This window comes from Nonomuraea sp. NPDC049607 (assembly GCF_040675375.1).
Lineage (GTDB): Bacteria > Actinomycetota > Actinomycetes > Streptosporangiales > Streptosporangiaceae > Nonomuraea.
The window spans coordinates 1-24,983 of record NZ_JBFAOV010000059.1 but is presented as its reverse complement, the minus strand read 5'-3'; the positions used below and the strand labels follow the sequence as shown (position 1 = coordinate 24,983).

Here is a 24,983-nt window from a genome sequence, read left to right as displayed (position 1 = left end):
AATCCGACGGTCGCAGGTTCGAATCCTGCAGGGCGCGCTTCTCCACCAGTGGGAACACCACGCCGTGGTCGCGCTCGACGGCGGCGTGGGGCAAATGTGGGGCAGAGCTGAGTCAGTCGCCGCGCCCCCGCCCGAGCGCGGACGCGGCGTTCAGTACCAGCCGGGCCGTCTCCCGGGCGGCTTCGTGGGCCACCTCCGGTAGCACCGAGACGTAGGTGTCGTCGGTCAGCACGATGCTGGCGTGCCCCAGCATGGCCTGTACCACCTTCAGGTCGGTGCGTCGGCCAGCGCCAGGGTGGCGGCGCCGTGTCGTAGGTCGTGCAGCCGGATCGGCGGCAGCGCGGAGGCGGCCACCAGCCGGCGGAACCGGCCGGTGAGGTAGTCCGGTCGCAGCGGCTCGCCGTCGGCGGTGGTGAACACGTATCCCGAGTCCTGCCAGCGTGTGTCCGCCGTCGCGTTCCGTTTCTCTTGGTGCTCGCGGTGCCGGGTCAGCACCCGTACGGTCTCCGTGTCCAGGGCCACCTCCCGGCAGCTGGCGGCGCTCTTCGGCGGGCCGACCACGACCTGGCCGTCGGCGTGCACGCGCTGCTGCGCCACCGTCAGCTCGGCACCTTGCAGGTCCACGTCCGTCCAGCGCAGCCCGCCAGCTCACCGCGGCGCAGGCCGCGCAGCGCGGCCAGCCACCAGGCGGCGTACAGGTGGTCCTGCGCGATGCCGGTCAGGAAGGTGGCGAGCTGTTGTGCGGTCCGCACAGCCACCGCCGGGCGCTCTCCCGCTTGCTGCCACCGGGCCGTCCGCCCGACGGTCCAGATGACTGGATGCGGTCGTCGGGGGTGGGGAGTTCGGCTCCGTTAGCCGGGTTGACCGGGATCAGCCGGGCGCGGACCGCGGCGTTCAGCGCGGTCCGCAAGGTGGCGTGGATCCACGCACCACGGTGGCAGGCGACAGCGCGCCGACCAAAGGCAACATCTCCGCGACCGTGTCCTTCATCAGCGGCCACCTCGCCATCGATCCCACCGAGCGGCTGCTGGTCAGCTCGCAAGGGCACGTCGCCGATCTCGCCCCAGGAGTGCCGATCCGCCGCGCGGGGAGCATCGGTGTGTCCGACGCGCTGGCTTTCAGCCCTGACTGACGCTTCCTCGCCGTCGGCAAGGGGAGCGGGCAGACCGCCCTTTGGGACGGCAGCGTGCGACGCTACCTCGGCACTCTCACGTCCACGACCACGGCCGCGGCCGCGGCCGCCATCGCTCTGGCCTTCTCCCCGGATGCGCGTGTGCTGGCCGTCGGGATGGCCAACGGCGCGATTCAGCTGTGGGACACCGAAACCCGGCAACCTATGGGCGCAACCATCATCACTGGCGGCGGCCTTGTCATGGCCATGAGTCTGCACGACAAGTCGTCTACGTCGCGGGCGATCACATTCCCTATCAGTGCTTCGACCTCACTCCGGCGGCTGCAGCGGCCGCCATCTGCCACCGAGCAGGCCAAGCCCTCACGCCAGAGAACTGGACCGCCTACGTGCCCGGCTACCCCTACCAGCCCACCTGCAATGACAATGGCTCTCCTCTCGGGCCAGCGCGATGAACGCCGGAATTGTCCTGCGGCGGACGGAGCTGGTACGGAAAATCGCCATCCGAAACCCCGATCGGCGGACCCTTGCCGGTCGAGTGGACAGGGGTAATCGCGCCCCTTGTCCCAATGCGGGGAGGCGGATGGCTCCCGTAATAGCCGACACGCACAAAACTGCAGGCCACACAGTGTGCCGGTCTTGCATCGCCAAGACCGTTACCGTTCTGAGATCTTCGCCCTGTCTCCACCTCGCCCCCCACGGCCAGCTCATCGCTGCGCCCGACGAACGTGCGCGTGCGCCGGGGCAGGCTCACCAGCCGCGGCGGCGCGGCCACCTCGATGACCGGCCGCAGCGCCGCCTCGGGCAGTACTGTCTCCTGGATGACCTGGTCGTGAGCGGGCCTGTACGCCCGGCCTTGCCCGAACACGATGGCCTCCATCCGGATCTGCGGCCGCTGATGCTCGGGCTCGTTCTGCCACGCAGGGGAGGAGGTCACCGCTCGTGGATGGTCTGATCGCGGCCGGTGCGCCCCCTGGCGGTCAGGGCCGGCTCACGCGGCCAAGCAGGGTGAGCACACCGTGTGCGGTGCCAAAACGCGGATACTGTTGCTGAGCTGGGGCGTTTGCAGGGCGATTACGCGGCTCTGCTGTACTCGTTGATCAGGCCTGTGACGGTCGTTCGACGGTGGATCCTAGAGGCCATGTCGATGGCCTTGCTGGGGTCGTGCAACGGCGGGAGGAGTGAACGCCCCTGATGCGGGCGATGATGGTTGAAATGGTGTTCGTACTCGGCCAGAACTGTACGCAGGTGCCGCTCGCCATGGATGAGCAGGTGATCGAGGCATTCACGGCGTAGCGTTCCCACGAACCGCTCGGCGAACGCGTTTGCTCGTGGTGACCGGACGGGTGTCTTGATGACCCGCACGCCGGCGGTGGCGAACACCTCATCGAACGAGCGGGAGAACTTGCCGTCACGGTCCCGGATGAGAAACCTGAAGGCGCCGGCGCGTTCACCCAGGTCCATCAGCAGGTTCCGGGCTTGCTGGGTGGTCCATGCGCCCGTTGAATGGGAGGTGACGCCCAGCAGGTGCACGCGGCGTGTCTCGATCTCCATGACGAACAAGACGTATAGGCGCTTGAGGAAGACAGTGTCGACGTGCACGAAGTCGCACGCCAAGATACCGGCGGCTTGGGAGGTCAGGAACTGCCGCCAGGTCGGTGACGCCCGCCGTGGCGCTGGGCCCAGGCCGGCCGCGGCAAGGATCCGGCGGATGGTGCCTTGCCCGACGCGATGGCCGAGGCCGAGCAGTTCACCCCGGATCCGCCGGTGCCCCCATCGGGGATTCTCTCTGGCCAACCGGACCACCAGATCCCGCAGCTCATCCGGGACCGGCGGACGCCCGACTGGGTTCCGGTAAGTCCAGCGTTGATTGACCAGCCGACGGTGCCAGGACAGCAAAGTGCCCGGCGTCACGATCCGATGGAGCCGAAGCCGCGTGGGCAGCGCCTGACGACGCAGCACGGCGACCTCATGACGCAGCACCAGGATCTCCACCTCCTTGGAGGTGTCGCCCCGCGTGAGGAGCGTCAGCCAGCCGAACAACCGGACCATCAGTAGATACAGGAGGCGTAGGAACACGAGCGCTGAGCATAGAAGGCCAGGTCAGATGCCATGGACGAGTTATGGCACCGCACAGGCCTTCAGCGAGATCGGTTCCGGCGACGCCGACCCCGACTGGATTGCGTACTTCGACGCCGCCGAGCTGGCCGGAGTGACCGGCGGGCGATACCTGGAATTGGCCCACCACGACGGCCGATTCGCAGGCGAAGCCCTCGACCACATCCGGCGAGCGGTGGCGCTCCGGCAACGTTCCAGCATGCGCAGCCTTGCGCTAGATCAGGTGGGGCTCGCGTACGCCCACCTCCTCAGTGGTGACCTCGACGAGGCCGTGTCCGTGGGCAGCACCGCAGCCGCAACCGCGGGGCAAGTCCAGTCCGACAGGGTCAGAGTGCAGCTCCGTGAGTTCTATCTTGAGATCGAGACCCGGAAAGATCCCGTCATGGCTCCCCTTCAGCAGCACATCCGCGAAACGCTGGCACGCTAGGAACCGGCGCCTAGGAAGGACTCGATGATGCGTATCGGCGTGACCGGCCACATGAACCTGACCCCGGCAGCGGCCCGCCTCGTCTCCGATGCGCTTCGCGCGCACCTTGCCTCGTTCACCGGTGAACTCGTGGGCGTTTCCTGCATCGCTCGCGGAGCGGACAGCCTGTTTGCCGACGAGGTGCTCGCAGCCGGCGGATCGCTGGAGGTGGTGCTGCCATCGCGGGACTACCGGCAGATCAAGGTGAAGCCGGATCACGCCGAACAGTTCGACCGGCTCATGGAGGCGGCGAAGACCGTTCGGGTCATGGACTTTGACCACGCCTCTCGGCAGGCGTACGAGGCTGCCAACGAGGCCGTCCTGTCATCTGTCGGTGAGCTGGTGGCCGTTTGGGACGGACGGCCTGGCACCGGTTCGGGCGGGACCGCCGAGGTCGTGACCGAGGCCCGGCAACGCGGCCTCCCCGTGACCGTCATCTGGCCCGAGGGCGCCGCGAGAGAATAGGCTCACCAGGTGGTGTAGCCAGTATGACAGCAGCTCGGGGACGGTGCGGAGTAGCCGTATGCTGGCCAGCAACGGGACAAGGCTAATTAGCTGAGGCATGACGGCGGCGGCTTCACCTCTGCCCAGGCAGGGTCACATAGCCTTGCCGTCCCTGGACCAGATATCGGCGAAGTGCTCCACTTGTCGGATGACCAGGTCAATGGCCTTCGCTTCCTGGTCGGGCGGGTAGTTGTAGCGGGCCAGGAGACGCTTGATCGTGGCGCGGAGGCGGGCTCGGACTGGTTCCCGTGCGATCCAGTCCTTTTTGAGGTTGGCCTGCACCTGGACGACAAGATCTCGTGCGATGTTGGCGAGCACCTCGTCACCCATCACGTCGCGGGCCGTGCCGTGATCGGCCACCGCGTCATAGAAGGCGAGTTCGCGCCAATCGAGCTTTGGATCGAACTGCTCGCCGCGTCGGTGGTCATTGGCGATCTCCCTGGCCAGCTCCACCAGCTTGGCGATGATCTCCGCGCTGGTGAGCTGCTCGCGCATGTACCGATACATCAGCTCCTGGAGCCGCTCGGAGAAGGTGGTCCTACGCACGATGTTGTGCTTGGTGACCTCCCGCATCTTCTTCTCGATCAGGCGGCGCAGCGCCTCGGCGGCCAGGTGCGGGGTCTCGCTCTGTGCGAGTTTGGCAACCAGCGCGTCGTTGAGGTGCGTAAGGTCGGCCGTCTCCAGGCCGGCTTCGGCGAACAGGTCGGTCACGCCCTTTGTCTCCACCACGGCGGAGGTCAACTGGGCGAGGTAGAGCTCCACGTCCCGGGCCACGGGCAGGCCGCGGGCTTCGCGGTCCATGGCGTCCAGTTTGGCCATATAAGCGCGGACTTCGACGAAGAACTGGATGTCGCGCCGCCAGTACGGGTTGAGCGGGAACCGCTCGGCGAGGTTGGCCGCATTGGCGGTGAGCGCGAAGAAGCGCTCCAGCCGGTGGGCATGTTCGCGGAAGCGGTACCAAGGGGTCTGCTTGACGTCTTCGACCTTCTTGGACCTCAGCAGGTATTCCGCGACAGCGAGCGCCGCGTCGATGAAGGCGGTCTTACTCGATACGGCAAGCAGTTCCCGCCACTTGGGGCCGTCGCGCAGGATGCCGTCGATGATGTCGTACTCGTTGCGCAGCTCGTCCAACGCACGGTCCAGGTCCTGACCGAGTGTCTGGTCCTTCTGGTCGGCTGCGGAGTATTCGGCGATCGCCGCTTGCAGTTTCTCGGTCAGCGGGGCGTAGCCGACCAGCAGGCCGTCCTCCTTGCCCCGGAAGCGGCGGTTGACCCGCGCCAGGGCCTGCATCAGGCCGGCGCCCTTGAGCGGCCGGTCCAGGTACATGGTATGGATCGGCGGGGCGTCGAAGCCGGTCAGTAGCATGTTGTTGACGATGAGTAGCTGCAACTCGTCGTCGGGGTTCTTAGCTCGGTTGATGACGGCCTTGCGCTGTGAGTCGCGCAGGGCGTGGGCACGTAGCTCCTCGGGGTCCTTCCTGGAGTCCGAGGAGAACACGATCTTCATCACGCCCCTGGCCGGGTCGTCATCGTGCCACTCGGGGCGGAGTCTCCGGAGCTCGTCGTAAACGCGAACACAGATGTCCCGGGTTGCACAGACGATCATCGCCTTGCCGGGCGAGCCGGTCTCCGAGGCGCCGACGAACGGCTGCATCCGCTCGTGCCGCACCTCCCAGTGCGCCACTAGATCGGCGACCAGGTCACGGATGCGGGCAGGCGCACCGTACATCGCGTTCATAGTGGCGACGTGCTGCTCGATGCGCTGCCGCTCCGTCTCGTCCAGGCCATCGGTGATCCGGTTGGCCTCCTCATCGATCGTCTCCGGGTTGGTCTTGCCGTCCAGGACCAGCTCGACGACGCGACTCTCGTGGTAGACCTTGACTGTCGCGCCGTCGTCAGCGGCTCGCTTCAGGTTGTAGACGTCGATGTAGTCGCCGAAGACATTGCGGGTATTGCGGTCCGCTTCCGAGATCGGGGTGCCGGTGAAGGCGAGCATGGTGGCGTGCGGGAGTGCGGCCCGCAGGTGCCGGGCGTAACCATCCAATGCGTCATAGTGGCTGCGGTGTGCCTCATCCACGACGACGATGATGTTGCGGCGCTCCGACAGCAACGGGTGGTCGGTGCCGGACTCCTTTTCCTCTTTGGTCCTGCCGAACTTCTGCAGGGTGGTGAAGAGGATGCCGCCGGTGCGCTTGGTGATGAGCTCCTCACGCAACTCGGCACGGGAGAGGATCTGCTGGGGTTCCTCTGGAAGGATCTCGCTTTCCAGGAAGGTGGAGTAGAGCTGGTCGTCGAGGTCGTTCCGGTCAGTGATGACGATGATCGTCGGGTTGAGCAGCAGCGGATCACGCATGATCAGGTTGCTGGTTAGCGCCATCTCCTCGGACTTGCCCGACCCCTGGGTGTGCCATACGACGCCGGCGCGGCCATCAGTCTCCGCGGCTTCCCGTACGGCTTGTGCGGCGCGGGTGACCGCGAAGAACTGGTGCGGTTTGGCGACACGCTTCATCCGCTTCGAGGGTACGAAGTTGATGAAACGCTGCACGATGTGGAGAAATCGGGCCTGATTGAAGAGGCCGTGGAGGGCGAGCTTCTGGGCCGGTTCGAGGTAGGACTCGACGCGCTTACCCTCTTCATCCAGGTTCCACGGTGCGTAGTGTTCGAAGGGGGTGAAGGGGGTGCCGTATTTGGCGGTTATTCCGTCCGACAGGAGCACGACCGCGTTGTAGCGGAAGGCTGTGGGGAACTCCGCCACATACCACCCGATCTGGGCGTGGGCGTCTTCTAAAGTGGAGTTTTCGTCGCCGCCCCTCTTGAGTTCCAGCACGGCAAGCGGCAGGCCGTTGACGTAGAGGACTAGGTCGAACCGGCGGTTGTTCTCGCCTCGGATCACCGTTACCTGACGGTGGGCGCGGTAGGTGTTGTTGTTCGGGATGGTGAAGTCAATCAGACGGACGGTCGGGTTATGACTCGCACCGAACTGATCGGTGTAGGTGACGCTTCGGATGCCCTCAATCAGGTTCTTGTGCGCCGTGCAGTTCTCCTCGTAGGTGTCCTTGGAGTGCACGCGGGTGGCGTGATCCATGGCGTCCCGGACCGCATCCGGAGGGAGGGCGGGATTGAGGCGCTCGATCGCCTCACGCAGGTCCGGATAGAGGATGAGGTCGTCCCAGGACTTGCGGTTACCCGAACCGGGGGCGAACTCGTTGCCGTGGGCGGGCTCCCAGGAGAGTTCGGCCAGTTCGTCGTGGGCGAGGCTCTCCCAGTCAGCTTCGAGGGGGCGGAATTTGGGTGTTGAGGGGCGAGGAGGGGTCATGTCATATCCTCGACAATCTTCTCGGCATCCCGAACCCGGAGATGGCCGGACATGAGTTGAGGGAGCAGGGCGTCACGTAGCTCCGCCAGGGTGAGCGATTCCCTGAGCGCGTAGTCTGCACGCTCCTCCAGGGAGTCAAGCTGGGGACGGAGTCTGCGTTGCTGTTCCGGAGTGGGCAGGGAGATTTCGAGGCTGCCGAGTTTGCTTCGGCTGAGTTCGGTCTGACCTGTGCTACCTTCTCCCAGCCCTTCAATCTCCGGTTGAGCTCTGAGCATCGCTAGACCAGCACAAACCGGATCGACTTTGGTTGCGTCGAAGCGGACGATTGAGACATGTGAGTCTACGGTTGCTTCGATCTGGCGCGTCCAGCGAGCGACCCGGCCTAGCGTTCCAACCCCGGTAGAGTTCACCAGAACGTCGTTTGATTCCAAGAGCTTCGGAGTCTTTACCTTGTCGCGAATAGTGATCCGGGAGGGTTCCAGATTAACGCGGCCATCACGAATACACTTCTGATTGAGCACGATTAGATCGTTGGGTGCGTCGGAATACTTGGGAGCAACGCCCCGCGTGATGACGCTGGTCAGCGAACCGACAGAGATTTCGTGGACGCCATCGAGGGCGAGTGCATGAGTCAGTAGCTTCAGCCCAAGACTCCGAGATCCGACGGCAATGCGCTCGTTGACGGCTATCTTGTCGTCCAGCGCCCCTAGTACGTCAACAATCGCTATCTGCTCCGACAATGGGGGAACGTAGAGTGTTAGCTCCTTCGCAGACTTCACATTGAAGTGCTGCTGTACAGCACCAACGGTGTGAGCCCGCACGAACGACTGAGCTGTCTCGTTGATCGCATAGCACAGGAACCGTGCATCAACCTCTGGTCCTGGCGTTGCGATCACGAGATCCGAACAGTTAAGTGGTCCGACTCCTTCTGGAACTACAGCTGCTGTACCGGGTTCGCCGGTTCGGACGATTACCAAATCGCCGGAGTTTAGCTGTGATTTCACCAGCCGCTCATGGAACTCTTGATCGATATAGACGACTGAAGAGAAGTCGATCCATCCACGCTTGATGTTCTGTGAACGCAGGAATGGAACTCCGACGGATACATACTGCGACGCCATGGATCCCACATGGCCAACCGTGATCCTGGTACATACATCAGTTAGGCGGCGCTGCAGCCAGTCGTGCATTTAGGATCTCCTCTTGAGTCGCGAACTCGAGCTCTTCCGAAGTGTTGGGCTGGCCTTCAGCAGCGAGTAGTTAGGTATTTCGCGGGCCGCTGCGTCATCGGCTCTGACGGCTTCCATCGCCTGGTGTTGGGTATCAACGTCCTCATAGCGGGCGTGATAGGTGGCCTCGGCTTCACTGTGAGAGCCCCGTCCGGCTCCGGGCAGGCGCTGCATATCGTTGACTCGAATGAACTGGAAAGTAGTCCTCGCCCGCTCGATGATCGTGATCTGCTGGCGCCGACGCGCCCGTCGCTCGGCGAAGTGGAGGAACTGGGTGGTCAGGCTGTTGAGCATGGCGACCTCATCCGAGCTCAGGTAGCTCTTGGCGACTGTGACGTCGGCCTTGCGGACACGGGAGCCCTTGAAGCTGAGGCCCATGTTGGGCTTAACCGGATCGGTTATTTGGGAGCGCTCGTCCTCGGTCCCGTAGAGGGTTAGTGCTCCGGAGGGCTCAGCCACCGAGTCTTTCCAACTGCTCTCGAACGGTCCGAGTTAGCTCGTCTGACTTGTCGAAGAGTTGGAACAGTTCCTTCTTCAACCCAGCGATCTTTTCGGCCAGGACGTCGGCGTCCTCCTCCTCGGCCTCGACTGCCCCCACATACCGGCCAGGCGTGAGTGCGTAGTTGTGCGACCGCACGGTCTCCAGGTCGGCTGAGAAGCAGAAGCCTGGCTCGTCCGCGTACTCCAGCCCGGCCGACCGGGCGGAAGGCGTACCCCTCCACGCGTGATAAGTGCCGCCGATCTTGAGTAGATCGTCCTCGGCCAGGACCCGCTCGGTCCGGTCGATCATAGTGCCCATGCTCCGGGCGTCGATGAAGAGGATCTCACCGCGCCGGTCGATCAGCCGCCGACCGCCCTGCGGGGTCTTGTCGCGGGTCAGGAACCAAAGGCAGGCCGGAATCTGCGTCGTGCGGAAGAGTTGCGGCGGCAGCGCGACCATGCAGGCCACCAGGTCATGTTCGATCAGCTGCTTGCGGATCTCGCCCTCGCCGCTCTGCTGCGAGCTCATCGACCCGTTGGCCAGGACGATCCCGGCCGTGCCTCGCTCGCCCAGTTTGCTGATCATGTGCTGGAGCCAGGCGTAGTTGGCGTTGTTCGCCGGAGGCACGCCATACTTCCAGCGAGGGTCCTCGATATTGCGTGACCACTCCTTTTGATTGAAGGGTGGGTTGGCCATGACGAAGTCGGCCTTGAGGTCGGGGTGCTTGTCGTCGTCAAATGTGTTGCCCCAGCGCGGCCCAAGGTTGCCGTCAATACCATGGATGGCCAGGTTCATCTTGGCCAGCCGCCAGGTCCGCTCGTTGTTCTCCTGCCCGAGGACCGAGATATTCGACTTCTGACCCGCGTGCGCCTCAATAAACTTGCCTGCCTGGACGAACATGCCGCCCGAGCCGCAGCATGGGTCGTAGACCCGGCCCTCGTACGGCTCCAGAATCTCCACCAATAGCCTGACCACACTGCTAGGGGTGTAGAACTCGCCAGCTTTCTTACCCTCGGCCCTGGCGAAGTTGCCCAGGAAGTACTCGTAGACCTCGCCCAGCACATCCTGAGCTCGGCGGTCGCCGTACCCGGAGAACTTGGCGTTGTTGATGAGGTCGACTAGCCCCCCGACGATCTTCTGATCGACCCGGTCCTCGTTGAAGATCTTGGAGAGGGTGCCGGTCAGTGCGGCGTTCTCGCGCATGATGGCGTCCAGCGCGTTGTTGAGCAGCTCGCCCACGCTCTGCGTCTTGGCCTTGCCCGAGATCCACGACCAGCGGGCCTCCTCGGGCACCCAGAAGACGTTGTGCCCGGTGTATTCGTCCTTGTCCTCAAGGAACTCCGCCTGCCGCTCCTCGGGCATGCCCTCGTCAGCCAACTCCTTGGCCAGAGCCGTACGCCGCTCGTCGAAAGCGTCCGAGACATACTTGAGGAAGATCAACTCAAGGACGAACTCCTTGTACTGCGCGGCGTCCAGGGAGCCACGCAGCTTGTCGGCAGCCTTCCACAGTAGGTCGCGGATCTCCTTGGCCGAGGATGCGGTGAACAGCTCCGCCTGGTCGGCGCGCTTGGCAGGGGGCATGGGAAGGTCGTCTCCTTTAGGTGATCGTGAGCGTGCCGTCGGCCATGCCGGCGGCGGTGAGCTGGTCTAGGGCGGCTAGAGTTGCGGCCTGCCTCTGCAGGAGCGACCCCAGTCGGTCGATCTCGGCCAGAAGAGTGTCGTACCTTTCGGCCTCGTCGGGGGAGAGTTCCGGGATAAGAAGCTCCTCCAGTCGCCGCGGCACTCGCAGCGCGCCCTCGACTCTGCGATGCTCGGCCGCGGCGGCGCGCAGCAGGGCGGCCAACACCCGGGGCCGCACCGGGCGCTCGGCGTCTGGTCGCGTCCGCAGGATGCGGGCCGGGAAGGCGACGACAGAAGAGCCCTCCGAATCGACCAGAGCGCCCAACTCCGGGTTGGCAGTGATCACGATGTCGCCGGGTCGGGTAAGTGCCCCGTGCTCGAAGGCTTGGGTGAAGGCCAGCAGGTTGGTGCGGTGTGCGCCCAGAGGCGCCCGGCCGAGCACCTCCTCTGGCGTGATGACGATCAGGTCGCCATCGGTACTGAGGTGTTCGTCCTTGACCCGGTGACCTGGAATCTTGCGTACCCGGCGTTCCTTGAGCATGCGGGCGACACTGGTTCGCACGGCCTGGTCGCCCTGCCGTTCGATGGCCCGGATGCGAAGCTCGGCTGGCTCCTGGTGCATCAGCTTGGCGAATTCGATCTCCAGCTCCGCGATACGAGCCGGTCGCTCCCGTACCTTCTCGGTGTGCCGAGTCTCCCGTGGCCGGTGCCGCGGTGTGAGAGCGGTACCGGGCCGATCGTTGAGGACCTGGACGGGAAGGATCACGCCGTGCCGTATGGCGTGCCTATTGTCCTCACGCCAGTGGGCAGCCCGGAAGATATCGACGTCGGCCATCAGCGTGTCGACCGACTGCTCACTGAGGGGGATGGAGGACAGGTCCGCCAGCAAAACCAGGCCAGTTCGCCGCTCCTCCGGTGTTCGTGACAGGACCCACACGGCCGTCCGGTAACCGGGGCGATGACGGAACACACCCTCGGGCAGCGTGACCACTGCCTTGAGCAGGCCTTCGGTGAGGAACCAGCGGCGCAACAGATCAGCATCTTCATGCGGTGCAAGCGCATGGGCCAGGGCATCGGCCGGTCCCAGTACGACCGCGACGCGGCCCTGATCGAGCCAGTCGATGAGATCGGCGATGCGCGTCAGCACCGGGTGAGCCCGGCGGGTCTCTGCGGGCTCATAGGGCAAGACGCAGACCACGAGGTCAGGGTCCCCCCACCCGTCGAGGTTCGGCTCGTGACCGTCGGCCACATCAAACTGCAGATCAGTGAGCCCGCGAACGAACATCCGGCGGCGAGCCAGCCGGGCCATGGCTGGATCCGGATCAGCGGCGAGGAGGGAGTGCTCAGGCGCTTGTTCATGCACTGATGCCAGCAGTCCGCCGGTTCGGGCGTACGGCGTGGCGACGATGCTCCCCTCGGAAAGGGCCGCGGCTCCGGAGAGCTGGGCGAGCATCCGCGAAACCAGCGGCGCCGGCTCATCCAGGACCAACTGTCCGGCGCCCAGGTGGTGGCACTTGTCCAGCACCCACTCGAACGCCTCCCCGGGTGTGTAGGCGGCGTCAACCAGGTCATCGGTCAAGCCGGCAAGTTCGGTGCCAGTTTCCGGGAAAAGCGTTATGACCTCGGTCAAGAGATAGGCGTCGTCAAAGTCGACGCGAGCGGCGTGCTGTACCAGAGCATCCCAGGAAATGGTGCTCAACGGCGCGTCCAGGTGATGGCGTAGGCAGATCAGGGAGGTAAGCGTGGCGACCAGGGCAGAGGCGGGCAGGCGATCGCGCCAGGCACTAAGGCTGTGAAGGGCCAACTCGGCCCGTAGCGTGCCGGGGTCAGCCTTGCCGCGCCCCGTTTCCAAAAGCCAGGACACCACCTGTTCGCTGTCGAACAGAGGCCGGCCGTGATCGCGGGAGATGGGCTTGGGGAAGTCCTTGTAGCGGCGGGCCCAGGTTGTGGCCACGGGGCGCTCAACTTTGGCCAAGTCCGCGATCTCGGCGAAGGAGATCAGCGAGGGTCGCCGCTCGGCCATGGCGATCCCCCTTCTCGATAGTCATCTGCGGTTGCGATCATCACTGTACATCCGCCCTTTGGCTCGCGTACGGCAAATGCTGATAAGGGGGGTTATCGACGTAGGTTCAGCGTTCGTCAAGCTCCCTGAGACACAGTTCTCTCATCAATCCCTTCGGGCTTGAAGTCCGACCGCGAGAGGACTCGACATGACCGACCACACCCCCGGCACAGGCCCCTATCCGCAGCCGCCGTACCAGCAGCCCTTCCCCCAGTCCGGCTGGCAGCCGACCGCCCCCGTGGCGCGCCCGGCCCGTCCTGGCCGGCCCCTCCTGGCCCACAGCCTCACCGCGATCGTCTCGTTGGTCATCGGCCTGGGCATCGGCGCGGGCAGCGGCGCCGGGACCTCCGCCTCCCCGCGCCCCACCGTTAAGGTGACTGAGACCGCGCAGGCCGAGGCTGCGCCCGCGGCAACTGAGACGGTCACCGCTGAGCCCACGGCGGACCCGGAGGCAAGCGCCCCGCAGACGGCCTTCCCCGGTGACGGTCAGTACCTCGTCGGCGAGGACATCAAGCCCGGGACCTACAAGACGGCCGGGGCCGATGGCACCAACTGCTACTGGGCCCGTCTGAAGAACGCCTCCGGCGAATTCGACGCCATCATCGCCAACGACAACGTTCAGGGCCAGACCAGGGTGACTCTCAAGAAGGGCGAGTACTTCGAGACCAACGGGTGCCAGGACTGGAAGCAGGTGGGTTGAGATGTCCCCGATTTACCTTGTCGTGCTGGCGATCGTGCTCATACTGGTCAGTGCCGCGATCGCCTATCTGGTCGCCCGCGGCCGCGCGGCGGACGAACGTGTTGCGTTGAAGCTCGCCGAGGAACAGCGGACCCAGGCTGCCGAGCAGGCGAATGTGCTGCGTGCCGAACGAGACAGGGCCCAGAGGCAACTGGCCGATCTGAGTCAGGCCCACACCACCGCGCTGACCGAGCGCAGGACACTGGATGAGCAACTCGGTCGGCTCAGCGCTGAGTTGGAAGCGACTCGGAGCAGCCTCCAGCGGGAGACAGTTGACGCACAGCGTCTGCAGCTAGAACTTCAGGCGGAGCAGGAGCGGGGAGCGGAAACCGACCGTCGTCTCCACACGGCAGAGCTCTCGATCACAGAACTGAAGGCGAAGGAGTCTGTTCTTCGCGGGGAGATTCAGGACCTGAGGACGCAGGTGGCCGAGCTGATAATGCAGAAGCAGGCACTGCTGGAGCAGGCCGCTACGGTGCATGCCGTCCGCCAGGAGCTCGATCAGACCCGCTCGGACAACAACCGACTCCTGGAGGAGACGCTGCGCGCGGCGACCGCCGAGATGCTGAAGAAGTCCCAGGCCGAGCTGGTGACCAAGGCCGAGACAACCCTGAACGCGGCGAGCAGACCCGTCCGTGATCAGTTGGCGGAGATGGACCGGCAGCTCAAGGAGTTCTCCACCACTCGCGTCGCGGCCGAGGCCACGCTGAGCCAGCAGCTGATCACCCTGACCGAGGAGGGACAGCGGACTCGGAAGGAAACCAGGGCGCTTGTCGAGGCGCTCAAGAAGCCGCAAGTGCGCGGTTCTTGGGGCGAGATGCATCTCAAGAGGGCCGTGGAACAGGCCGGCCTGGTCGAGCGATGCGACTTCGACACTCAGGTGCACTTCGCCGACAGCGAGGGGTCGCTCCGGCCTGACATGGTGATCCACCTGTCGGGTGGCAAGCATGTTGTCGTGGACTCCAAGGTTCCGATGGCAGCGTTCATGTCCGCGATCGAGGCCGTAGATGAGGCAGAGGCGGACGGGCACTGGGCCGATCACGCCCGGCAGCTGCGTAATCACGTGGACGCCCTCGGGAACAAGGAGTATTTCCGGAAGGTCGCCGCTTCACCGGAATTCGTCGTGCTCTTTGTGCCCAGCGATGCCTTTCTCCAGCCGGCGCTGGAGAAGGAGCCAACCCTGCACGAGTACGCGATCGCCAAGAACGTCCTGATCGCGACGCCGACCTCGCTCATCGCTCTGCTCCGCACCGTGGCGTTCGCGTGGACACAGGCGGCCCTGCAGGACAACCTCAAGCAGGTCTACGAACTCGGTCGCGAACTGTATGAGCGGCTCTCGGTCATGGGTGGGCATCTCAACACGCTTGGCAAGTCTCTCGACCGGTCGGTCAAGGCTTACAACGACACGGTCGGCTCGATGGAGGGCCGGGTCATGGTGACGGCGCGTAAGTTCCACACGCTCAAGGTTGTGGAAAGCCAGCTGGTCGAGCTCAAGGCAGCCGAGCAGGCTACGCGACCGCTTGGTAGTCCAGAGCTCGTAGAATCGGCCAACGCCACGGCAGGCATCCGAGCGATCCCGCCAGCACCTGGCACCGAAAACGGGATCGCCGGTTGATGAAGGATCATCGCGGCGTCAGCCCGCCCTCGCTGATTCACCACGTAGCCGCAGACCTTGTCGCCCGACAGGCAGCTCTTGGCAAGCAAGGTACGGGCCAAGGTCGCTGAAGACAGCGCGTGGCCTCGGGCGTTTGCAGAGCAAGTCTGCGATCTGCTCGGTCAGGAACCGGAGCCCGTACGGACGTTGCGAGCTGTAAGACGCCATCTTCAGATTCCCCGGCAACCTAAGAAATTGTCTGTAGATGAGCGTACCTTGGTCACGCAGCCCAGCCGAAGGCACACCGAGAGCGACGCCCGGTGTCCGAGGGCAGGTTGGACCAGTTCGGACCGTCCGCCTGAGAAGGCGACTCACCACCAAGGTTTCACGCCATGGATGAACTGCTCATTACAAACCGTTGCGTACCACTGCATGGAGATCGAGCAGCGTCCCACTCGATGCTTGTCGTGATGGAGGTGTCGCGGTGACGTCGTCAGGGTCGAAGAACGCAGGCGTCCAGTTGGATGCGCCTGGCTGGGCTGAGAACCTGTCGTTCCGGGAGGAAGATGGTGACTACGTCACCGTAATGTTGTTGGCAGCAGGGCTCGCAAGGATTAGGGACGATCGACGTCGAATGGATGCGGGCGAGCACCTGACCCGCACATCGGCGGAGCAGGGACTGCTGCCAGCGCCGTGGCGATCGGGAATGACGCGGTTGTGGTGGCGATTCCATACCGCGGGAGAGACCCCGCCACGAAACGATCTAGAGCTTTTCGAACTGTGCCGAAGGCCGTTCAGGGAGTGGCCGATCGCTCTACGCCTGTCGGTAGCCGACATCGAGGAGAGCTTGCTGGACGGCGACGAACTGACGCCGATGGCAGAGCAGGCAGCGCGACTGTCGATCCGTGATGTCGAAGCCGAACTGGTTGAGAACCTGGTGTTCCGGGAGCTCATGCTCGTCGCGGAATTGAACGCGACAGACGAGGCCGAAGTCCAAACACATTACTGCGAACTACGTCGGCTCCTCATCGACAACCCAATCCTGACCGAAGCCAAAGTACGCCGGCTCACCGGCCGATTTCCCAAGCATGGGCGCAACGGACAGCCGATGTTACAGCGCTTCATCCAGGCGGCTTACGTGCATCGGGCTTCCCAAGGACAGGTGAAGATCGATGTCTGCGACATTTGCGGTAACCCTACGCAGCGGGGCATCGACGGCTGTGGCACTACGGGTTGCACTGGACGCACAACTGATCTCGTCATTGACGCAGTGGGCGGCTACTACGTTCAGCACCGCGCGACCAGGAGGTTCTTCCGCGATCCCGGACTGGTCGAGGCCAGAATCCTGGACCGTCTCGCCGAGATGTCGGCGGAGAGACCGATCAGCGTCGAGGCATGGCCGGGCCTGGACGCCTACGACATCCGGGTGTCGTTCCTGTCCGGGCGCGACGTGGTCGAGGTGTGGGGCGCGGACGCCAAGGATCAGGTGAGTCCGGGTCTGTTGGGGCTCGGATTCACCTGGCGACCCGACCCGCCCTGCGACAGGCGCTTCCTGGTGTTGCCGACACACCGCGCCGACCAGCCAGGTTATGTCGCCGATCTGCGGGCCGAGTTGCAGGGGAGGGTGTCGGGTGTCTCTGTCGTTAGCGAGGACGCCTTCGTCGCCAGTGTTGTCGCCAGGGCTGAGGAGGTAGTGGAGCGATGAGGGATCATTCCTCGTGGTGCCAGGAGTTGGTGGACGAGCTGGAGGCCAGCGATGTTCTCCCGGTAGGGCGTCTGTCGGCGCGCGATCTGGTCGCGCTCGAGCTCGGCCTACACTTCTTGCATCGTCATTTCGAAGGCGAACCGATTGGTGCGCTGTGGCCGATCTTGTCCGGCTATGTGCTCGTGGAGCCGGAGCTCCAACCAGTGGTGCGCAGGCTCAGGCACCGGATGGGCGACATGGGTCGGCGGGGGTACTGGCGAGTGTCCCTCGATCACTACCGGCGGTTGCCTGTCGAGGTCCGTGGTTTCACCCGTACGGATGACGCGACTCGGAAGATCAACGATCAGACCAGTTTCATTCCACATCGCTCGTCGGTGTGCCCCCAGCGGTTCGACTACTACGAGGCGGCACTGACCGATCCGGTGTCCTACGACCTCGAACCCGTGCGACCTCAGGCTGAGCCGGGCAAGCTCTACACCTTCTTGAGGCGCGACAAGGTCGAGGAACGTGTTCGCATCCCGAAGGGCATCGAGCTACTGCCGCCTCCTCCTGCCCTGACGCTACGGCAGCATCGGGAGCGCGACGCTTGGCGAATCAGTTTCGAGGAGGATCTGGCACCAGTCGCCGTGTGCTTCGATAGCGCGCTTGCGGACAAGCCTGAGATCACGAACCGCAACTGGGTCGATCGCCTCAACAAGATCGTTTTCTGTGCTGTCGACAACGAGACAGGCAAACTCATCGAGATGCCCGAGGCCTTTGACGTCAATGGGGTCGAGCACATCGTCGGACTGATGAACAGCGGCAAGTCCACGCTAGCCGACCTGATGACCGGGGACCGGGTCGAGAAGGGCTACCACGTCACCCTGGTAGTCGGGTCGGTCACCGATGTCTATGCCAAAGTGTCGTTCCTGCGCAGCGTCGGGATCGACGCCGTGCCGCTGGTCGGTAAAAACAGCCGCACCGAACACGCCGCACGATACTGGCGGTCGACGCTGGCAACCTCGCTCAGTGTCTTCCCCACTGACAATGATCCCGCGGCTGACTTCGTCAACACGATCTGCCTGCTCGACCCATTGCGCGAGACGAACCATCCCGAGTGGGCGCCACTCTCGCCGGAGAACTTCCCCTGCCGAAACGCCCTGCGCTCCACCGACGGGGAGAGCAAGGTTCACGATTGCCCGTTGCTGGCCGTCTGTCCCCAACAGGAGACCGAGCGGCGGATCGCTCATGCGCAGGTTTGGGTGACGACCGCGCCCGGTTTTGTCGCCAGCCGGGCCGAGCCGTCTGAGGCGAAGATGCGGTGGCTCGAAGCCTGTCAGCATCACACCGACCTGATCATCATTGACGAGGCGGACAACGTACAGCAAGACCTCGACGACAGGTTCGTGCAGTATGAAACCCTCGTCGCCCCCGGCGAGGGCTGGACCGACCGGACCACGATCAGCAAGGTGAACGGCTTCGACCGGATAGGCCGGCTCCAGCTTCGGGACCGCAATGTGATCCGGTTCAACGACTACGACCGGATCCACCAGCGCGCGATCGACAAGCTGTACGAACTCGTCTTGAATGACCAAGGCCTGTACGAGGTGATAGGAAAGGCGCCGTTCACCGGATATTCGCTGCTGTTGCAGGTCGCTCGCATGATGCACGGTCTGCCGCTGAAGCGCATGGACGACAACGCGGCGCTCGAGGATGCCGCCGACGACTTTTTCCGCCAACACCTGGAGATCTTCACTGAAGGCATCCTGACGGCAATCCCCGAGCAGCTCGCTCAAATAGTAGTGGCTCTGCAGGCCGATATCCCTGACGAAGACGCCATCGACGAGGCGATCAATGACTGGCTAGTGGAACACGCTCCCCCCGGGCAGCTAGCTCATGTCCGGGCCAACGCTGCCATGCTCACGACGCTCTTCCAAGCAGGGTTCTGGGCGAGCCGCATCACCACCTCGTTCTTCGAGATGTCCACGCTCTATCCGGCGGTGGCCGCATCTCTGCCCCTGGACGATGAGGACACCTTCTGGCGACAGCAGCCTCCCCGTGACTACCAGCCGCTGATCCCTGAGGCACCCATGGGGAACCTCCTTGCGCTGCAGTGGCTGCCCAACCGTCTGGGGAACACTGGCGCGTTGAGAATCCTGTGGGTTCGCGGCGTCGGTCGGTGGCTCCTGCACCACATGCATGATCTCCTGGAACCCGAGGGCGTTCAGGGACCGCACGTAATTCTCACCTCGGCAACCAGTTGGGCTCCGGGCTCGTCGTTCTACCACATTCCGATTCCGCCATCGGCGGTCCTGCGGGAGCCCGTGGAGGACCGGCGCGCGTTGGCGCAGAGCAAGCTGTGGTTCCGGAAGAGCCTGCGCCCAGACGGTAAGAAGCCCATCGCAGTGTCCGGGCGGCAGGGAACGGAACGCAACGACGCCCTCCGGCAACTCGTCAGCGGGATCTGTTTGCCCCGGCCTGGAGCAGTGGTCAGCCTCCTGGAGCAGGTACGGGCTGATCTAGACGACGACCGCCAGCAGGTCTTGTTCGTCGTGCTCAGCGGGGCTGAAGCAAAGTTGGTGGCAGAGCACATCAACCTGAGAACCCCCTATCGCGCCCGCAACGTGACCCCAGACGCCAACGATCCGGGACAGTACGGCCTCCACCGCCGCATGATCACCAAGTTTCCAGAGTCCGGAGACGACATTCTCGTTGCCGCGGAGATGGCGATCCAACGTGGCTACAACATCCTCAACGCCAATCGCACCGCAGCTCTCGGAGCGGTGTTCTACTTGGCGCGTATCCACCCGCCGCCCACCGACCCGAAGTTTCCACTCTCCCTCATCAATCAGCGCGCCATGGCCTATCTCATGGACCCCGCCGGTGCCTCGTCCACGATGCCCCTGTCCTCCATCGCGGAAGCGGCCAAGGAACTGGGCAACAAGGCGCGCGCCGACTGGTACAACCTGATGAGCCGCCCAGCCTTCTTCCGCCGCCTGGACGACCGGACCGAGAGGCCCGCCTTCGTCGCCAACGCCCTCGTCCCGATGGGGCAGACCATCGGACGCAGCATCCGGGGCCACCAGCCCACGCACGTAATCCTTACTGACGCGGCCTTCGCTCCTCGACACGCCGACCCGGACGAGCGGGCACCAGACACGCCCCGCACCAGCCTGATTGTGGCAGCCGATCAACATCTGTCCTGGCTGCTGAAAGAGCCCGCAAACAGCGCGTCCGTGCAAAACATCCGCGACCATGCCATCGCCGAAGCCGTCTGGGGTCTGCTTGGCGACCTGTTCCGCAACCGAGACATGGGGCACTGATGCCGCGTTACGACCATCTCCGACTCATCGCCTATGAGATCACGTCCGGAGCGTCGCTGCCGGTAACCTGCCTGACGGCAAGGTTCCCGAGACTGTGGCTACGTCGGATCAGGAGCCAGGCCCCCCATGGGGATGACCGCAAGCTGCCTACCTGGTCTCTCGTCGAACTTCTAGACACTCTGGACCCCAATATCATCCACGTGGCCGGCAATGTCGACGATGAGTACTGGCTCATCAGCCACGCTCGCGTCGACAGGCAGGTCATCCGCACCGCCGTCGCCGTCTGGGCCTCAACACGCGTCACGCCCGAGCGGCCCGACCTGGACTGGTTCGACCTGCTCGATGATGAAGAACTCGACTGGCGACCGACCCAACTGGACCTTCTCGCAAGTCGGACCCACCCGAACGGCACCGTTAAACCGGACCCAGCCGTCTTTCGGATGCTGCCTGGCTACCTTGCCAGCCTCGTCGCGGCCGCAGGGATGCAGATCCGCGGAGAACACCGCTCGTTCATCCTCGGCCCGGTGGACAACTCCGGTCACCGTTCCGCCATCTGGTGGCCGCCCGAGCGCATCGACGACCCCAAACTCGGAGCAGGTCTGTGGGCGCCAAAGATCGACTTTCATGTGGAGACTGTGCCGACCCACGGCCGAGCCCGGGTCCATGCCGAACTCAGCACCGTCCGCTTCCCTCTGCAACCCATTCGATACGTGCCCGCGAGAGGAAGCGGGTCGCCAAGCATGATGCTCTGGCTCCTCGCAGGCAGCGGCTACGTGCGGGCGGCCGAGCAGCCCACCCTCGTGAGCGCCGGCATCGGGCGACGCCGCTTCGGTGACGGCTATCGGTGGGCCTGGAACCCCGGACTCGCGCAGGCCCTGGCCCATCTCACCCATCACACTTTCCCTGACCCGCACGACGTGGTCATTGCCCCAGCTGCCTACATCAATCAGCCGGTGTCCGCCTATGCCCTCTACTCCACCGGCACCAAGCTCAGCGCCCCCAGCGATGAAGATACCGACGACAAGGCGGTGAAGTCGGTGCTACACGCGGCCAAGACTGGGTTTCTGCCGATCGACCACTATGACCTGCATATCAGCATGGGGAAGGCCCTGGAGCCACTGGGAATCGTGGCGGTGCCGGACCTTCAAGAAGCCAAGACGGCCGTCCCACGCTTCTTTCGCCCCATCGTGGACGCCCACGCATCCTACACGCTCGAGCTGTGGACCGAGTCGCCAGTCACCAGGCAAGCCATCCTCGCCGCGATCACCCATGGGCTCGGCTACAACGAAACAGCTTCAGCCGCCCGTACCGCAGATGACGGTGAGGTTATCGAGATCCACTCCTTCAGCGGCCCGTGCAACCTCACAGTGGAGCTTCGCCAACAACACGACATCGCAGCAGGCATCCCCCGACCCGCAAAAGGCGAGAAGCAGGGAACCCAGGCGACCCGCCGGATCAAACACATCGAACAAATGATCGGCAGAAGTGTCGATCGTCGGGCTGCCATCGTCGAAATCCGGACTCCGGCCTACTTCGAGGCAATCAACAAGGACGATCCCTATCGCGTCCTGAAGCAGGCGTTTCCGCCGTTGAACCGGCGCCTGCAGTGCATCCACCCCATCAATCACTACGTGCCGAAGCCCGATGCCAAGGTGGTCAAGAAGACTCTCCCCGAAACACAGTTCACGCTGGGCGACATTCACCGCGCCACCGCAGCGGTCCAGGACGCTTTGCGGTCCCTGGGACGCGTGGGTGTGCTCCCTGCCCCGCCTGGGATCACCGGCAACTTCGAACTGATCGGCATCTGGCTTGAGACCCGCAATGGGGCAGATATTCCCATCGTCGTCCGCATCACCAGCGACGGCACCGCGACGGCCCAACTCGCTACCAGCGACGGTACCGAGGAACTGCCCTACGCTGATCTGCCTCTCGCCTTGACCGCCGGCCAAGGAAGGCTACCCCGGCGGAAGGGTAGCAATTTCCGGATCCGAATCGCTGAGTTCCTCGCCGCGGCACTCGGCATCGACCAGGTCACCCATGACCGTGCAGTCTTCATCCGGACCAGTACCTTCCGCACCCGTGGCTGGGACTGGCTCCAAGACCAGCATCTCACTCCCAACAGGCTCGTGCTACCTGGCCGCAATCCCGCAGACGACAGCGTCGAGTACCTCCTGCCCGCGAAATGCCCCGGGCTTCGCGTCATCCGCATCCGCGAACGTGACGCTCAGGAAGAAGTCCCGCGAGCGCTCGGTGTCAAGGAAGAAACCTACGGTCGGACCAGTGGCGTATACCCCTTCAACGACCACGTGTTCTACGCCGTAAACCCCAGATCAGACCAGATGCAGACCCCTCTAACGGTCACTAAGCTCGATCCTGACCAGACCAGGAACGCCCTCAAACAAGGCAGCAACCCCAACCCAATCGAGATCGTCACGGCCTTCCTCCAGCCCGGAGACGAGCGCCGAGCATGGGCAACGTACACCCAAGCACTCCGCCGCGCCGCCCTTCACACCGACATCGCCTCGACGCTGCCTCTACCGCTCCACCTGCCTTCGTTGGCCGATGAGTACCTGCTTTAGGGGGAAGGCCACAACGCGTTACTCACTCTGATCAAGCGCTTCTCGAATAGTTGATGCTGCCGGGGACCCAAGTCGGGCAGATCGTGAGGTTCTGTTGCCGCAGTTGTGGGATAGTCGGCACAATCCTCTGCTTCGACCCAACGATAGGCGGGTGGCACTGCCGTGACAATCAGACGTGACAAGGAGCGCACGGTGGCGTTCTTCGAGATCGTCGACAAGGAGAATCAGAGGATCGAACAGATTGACTGGCCTCAGATCTTGGGCAAGGTCTTCCACGCCTCCATCAAGGAAAGGACCCACCTGGGCAAGCTGCGCACGCTGGTTGGTCACGTGATCACGTACGACGAACAAGATCATCTGCTCTTGGGCAAGGTCAAGGACGAGACCGAATGGGTGGAACGTATCAACTTTGAGGACGGTTCGATCGAGCAGTTCACCTCCGCTGAGAACCAGGGGCTGCTGGAGACATCCGTCGTTTGCTTCCTTGCCTTCGGCAACGTCGTCGGTATGATCCGCGGCTCGACCTCGGCCCCGGGGTGTTCAGCCCTAGAGGAGTGGATCAACGGTCTGTCTCTGCTGGATCGAGAGATCAAGGTTCGGGCAATCATCAACAGCAGTGCCATGGAGAAGATCAGGAAGGCCAACGGCGCTCGCATGATGGAGCTGCGCGTGGGCACAAGTAAGGCAGCGGTGATGGCCGAGTCAGGCAACCGGCTAGGCCGAACCATGAGGACGTTGCGCGAAGAGTATGGCGACATCAAGGTCACCATCATGGTAGAGGTCGCTGCCGACAAGGCCCACCGGCGCGCTCAGCATGAACTGCTTGACGACGTCATGGAGCTCGCCGCCCACAGCGACGTGACCGAGAGGGCCAAGGCCAAGCTCACCTACTGGGACAACAGCGAAGATGCCCACGCCGAGGATGTGAACCTCATGCAGGAGCGCATCACTGCAAAGCGGACGATCCCTAGCCTGGATGACAGTGGCCAGTCCATCCGAAATTCGTCGGCTGTGGCTGCCATTATGGACGTAGCAGTTCAGCATGATCGCGAGCTGCGTCTATCTGTCGATGCGACCTGAGGCTAAGGTCAAGGGAGACATACGAGGAGGCACGCATGTCGCGGGAATCCCGGCTCGCCGACCTGATCCTCGAACACCCCACGGTGGACCTACTGGCTACGGCCTGTCTCGTTGGTCCTCACCTTGCGCTTGTCCTGGTCCTTGGTCACGGTGACATCATCGGGTGGATCCCGCAAGGCGATCGGCGGGACCTGTACGGTATCGGCGGCGCCGTCATCGCCATCATCTTCTCTGCCTCGGCTGCGGCCATCGCCCACTACGCGAGCGCATCCGGCAATCGTGCTCGCACGCTCAAGAAGAGCGTGGGGCCTGTTCTCCGCCGCCAGTGGTTGGGGACACTTATCGTCCCAGGTTTGTCTGCATTCATGTGCCTGTTGGCCATGGCGCTTGATGGAAGCAAGAGTGGCGGCCTAAGTGTGGCGCGCTGGCTTTTTGAGGTCGTGGTCGTTCTTTCTATATTTAAATTCATCCGCGCAATGTATCTGTTCCAGGCCATGCTTGATGTAACCGACTTGGATGGGGTTGATGCCGGCCGTGCGCCAGCCCCACAAGTAGGGCAGCGCTGGCGGGACAAACCTGGTGATCGAGTGAGCCAGGCTGTTTAATTCAGTGACGTGGTCGGCGGAACTTCAAGCCCGCAGAATCTCATGAACGGCGCTCCCCTGCGCCAGATGGGTCTTGATCGGTGAGGGGTTGGCTGAGAGGCGGCCCAGCGTGCGGGCATGAACCAGGCCACCCACGGCCGTGGTCAGGCCATGGGTGTGGCGATCGTCAGACCGGATAGCCAAAGCAGCCAATAGAAGATTTCGCTCGTCACAAGGGCTATCATGAGAAGGTCCATCCTCATCGGTAATCAGGCCATGCTGCCTATGCCGAAGGCTGCGGCAGTGCGCCTGCCCATAATGTCATCCGACCAGGTCATGGGCTTGCTGGGGATCGCCTGACGCAAATGATCTCCAGCCGTTCGGAGTGCGGCATGATGATCGTTCGTGCTCTTTCGTCTGGCCTATCTCGCCGTCACGAACACCTTCGCCGTACTGCGGTTGCTACCGATGGGGGA

Annotated in this window: 19 protein-coding genes; 10 read left to right on the top strand and 9 right to left on the bottom strand. The window is 63.8% G+C overall.

Annotated features, from left to right (window positions below; translation table 11 throughout):
- Nucleotides 1-112 precede the first annotated feature (112 nt).
- From AB0J97_RS48755 to AB0J97_RS48745, 3 genes are read right to left on the bottom strand one after another with little or no spacing between them, the layout of a single operon-like run.
- On the bottom strand, nucleotides 113-253 hold the full coding sequence (locus AB0J97_RS48755) for a hypothetical protein (protein WP_364103427.1): 141 nt from the start codon (nucleotides 251-253) through the stop codon (nucleotides 113-115).
- Nucleotides 254-267: 14 nt separating this feature from the next.
- Nucleotides 268-624, bottom strand: a complete 357-nt coding sequence (locus AB0J97_RS48750; RefSeq protein ID WP_364103424.1) for a hypothetical protein — start codon at nucleotides 622-624, stop codon at nucleotides 268-270.
- Nucleotides 600-758, bottom strand: a complete 159-nt coding sequence (locus AB0J97_RS48745; RefSeq protein ID WP_364103421.1) for a hypothetical protein — start codon at nucleotides 756-758, stop codon at nucleotides 600-602. The genes AB0J97_RS48750 and AB0J97_RS48745 overlap by 25 nt, the downstream gene beginning before the upstream one ends.
- Nucleotides 759-916: 158 nt before the next feature.
- On the opposite strand from AB0J97_RS48745, the gene AB0J97_RS48740 reads away from it, so the two are divergent.
- On the top strand, nucleotides 917-1,132 hold the full coding sequence (locus tag AB0J97_RS48740) for a hypothetical protein (protein WP_364103418.1): 216 nt from the start codon (nucleotides 917-919) through the stop codon (nucleotides 1,130-1,132).
- Between the two features lie 1,071 nt (nucleotides 1,133-2,203).
- On the opposite strand, the gene AB0J97_RS48735 is transcribed toward AB0J97_RS48740, so the two are convergent.
- Nucleotides 2,204-3,208, bottom strand: coding sequence for an integrase core domain-containing protein (locus AB0J97_RS48735; RefSeq protein ID WP_364103415.1), 1,005 nt, complete (start codon nucleotides 3,206-3,208; stop codon nucleotides 2,204-2,206).
- Between the two features lie 28 nt (nucleotides 3,209-3,236).
- Between AB0J97_RS48735 and AB0J97_RS48730 the strand changes: the two genes are divergently transcribed.
- Together AB0J97_RS48730 and AB0J97_RS48725 are read left to right on the top strand one after the other, a co-directional pair.
- Nucleotides 3,237-3,674: a hypothetical protein gene (locus AB0J97_RS48730; RefSeq protein WP_364103412.1), complete on the top strand. Its 438-nt coding sequence runs from the start codon at nucleotides 3,237-3,239 to the stop codon at nucleotides 3,672-3,674.
- 24 nt (nucleotides 3,675-3,698) lie between these two features.
- The gene (locus AB0J97_RS48725; protein ID WP_364103409.1) at nucleotides 3,699-4,178 is read left to right on the top strand and encodes a hypothetical protein; all 480 of its coding nucleotides are present in this window, start codon (nucleotides 3,699-3,701) and stop codon (nucleotides 4,176-4,178) included.
- Between the two features lie 132 nt (nucleotides 4,179-4,310).
- Here AB0J97_RS48725 and AB0J97_RS48720 read toward each other — a convergent pair whose 3' ends face one another.
- Genes AB0J97_RS48720 through AB0J97_RS48700 form a run of 5 tightly spaced genes read right to left on the bottom strand, consistent with a single transcriptional unit; the run spans nucleotide 4,311 to nucleotide 12,885 of the window.
- A complete protein-coding gene (locus AB0J97_RS48720; protein ID WP_364103406.1) occupies nucleotides 4,311-7,532 on the bottom strand; it encodes a type I restriction endonuclease subunit R in 3,222 nt (1,073 codons plus the stop codon).
- Nucleotides 7,529-8,722 (bottom strand): restriction endonuclease subunit S, encoded by a 1,194-nt coding sequence (locus tag AB0J97_RS48715; RefSeq protein ID WP_364103403.1) that lies wholly within the window; start codon nucleotides 8,720-8,722, stop codon nucleotides 7,529-7,531. The genes AB0J97_RS48720 and AB0J97_RS48715 overlap by 4 nt, the downstream gene beginning before the upstream one ends.
- Complete coding sequence (gene rhuM, locus AB0J97_RS48710) at nucleotides 8,723-9,220, bottom strand: RhuM family protein (protein WP_364103400.1); 498 nt, start codon at nucleotides 9,218-9,220, stop codon at nucleotides 8,723-8,725. It abuts the gene before it with no gap.
- On the bottom strand, nucleotides 9,213-10,823 hold the full coding sequence (locus tag AB0J97_RS48705) for a class I SAM-dependent DNA methyltransferase (RefSeq protein ID WP_364103397.1): 1,611 nt from the start codon (nucleotides 10,821-10,823) through the stop codon (nucleotides 9,213-9,215). Before AB0J97_RS48705 ends, rhuM begins: the two co-directional genes overlap by 8 nt.
- A 16-nt stretch (nucleotides 10,824-10,839) precedes the next feature.
- Nucleotides 10,840-12,885, bottom strand: a complete 2,046-nt coding sequence (locus tag AB0J97_RS48700; protein WP_364103394.1) for an N-6 DNA methylase — start codon at nucleotides 12,883-12,885, stop codon at nucleotides 10,840-10,842.
- A gap of 187 nt (nucleotides 12,886-13,072) precedes the next feature.
- On the opposite strand from AB0J97_RS48700, the gene AB0J97_RS48695 reads away from it, so the two are divergent.
- The 7 genes from AB0J97_RS48695 (at nucleotide 13,073) to AB0J97_RS48665 (ending at nucleotide 24,528) form a co-directional block, all read left to right on the top strand.
- Nucleotides 13,073-13,624 carry a hypothetical protein gene (locus AB0J97_RS48695; protein ID WP_364103391.1) on the top strand — a complete coding sequence of 184 codons (552 nt, stop codon included), beginning with the start codon at nucleotides 13,073-13,075 and terminating at the stop codon, nucleotides 13,622-13,624.
- Nucleotide 13,625: 1 nt separating this feature from the next.
- A complete protein-coding gene (rmuC, locus tag AB0J97_RS48690; protein ID WP_364103388.1) occupies nucleotides 13,626-15,278 on the top strand; it encodes a DNA recombination protein RmuC in 1,653 nt (550 codons plus the stop codon).
- A 463-nt stretch (nucleotides 15,279-15,741) separates the two neighbouring features.
- Complete coding sequence (locus tag AB0J97_RS48685) at nucleotides 15,742-16,962, top strand: hypothetical protein (RefSeq protein ID WP_364103385.1); 1,221 nt, start codon at nucleotides 15,742-15,744, stop codon at nucleotides 16,960-16,962.
- A gap of 29 nt (nucleotides 16,963-16,991) precedes the next feature.
- Nucleotides 16,992-20,264 (top strand): hypothetical protein, encoded by a 3,273-nt coding sequence (locus AB0J97_RS48680; protein WP_364103382.1) that lies wholly within the window; start codon nucleotides 16,992-16,994, stop codon nucleotides 20,262-20,264.
- Entirely contained in the window at nucleotides 20,264-22,843 is a 2,580-nt protein-coding gene (locus tag AB0J97_RS48675) for a DUF3962 domain-containing protein (RefSeq protein ID WP_364103379.1), read from the top strand. The genes AB0J97_RS48680 and AB0J97_RS48675 overlap by 1 nt, the downstream gene beginning before the upstream one ends.
- Before the next feature lie 192 nt (nucleotides 22,844-23,035).
- Nucleotides 23,036-23,923, top strand: a complete 888-nt coding sequence (locus AB0J97_RS48670) for a DUF6731 family protein (protein ID WP_364103376.1) — start codon at nucleotides 23,036-23,038, stop codon at nucleotides 23,921-23,923.
- A 35-nt stretch (nucleotides 23,924-23,958) separates the two neighbouring features.
- Nucleotides 23,959-24,528, top strand: a complete 570-nt coding sequence (locus AB0J97_RS48665) for a hypothetical protein (protein WP_364103373.1) — start codon at nucleotides 23,959-23,961, stop codon at nucleotides 24,526-24,528.
- Nucleotides 24,529-24,983 lie beyond the last annotated feature (455 nt).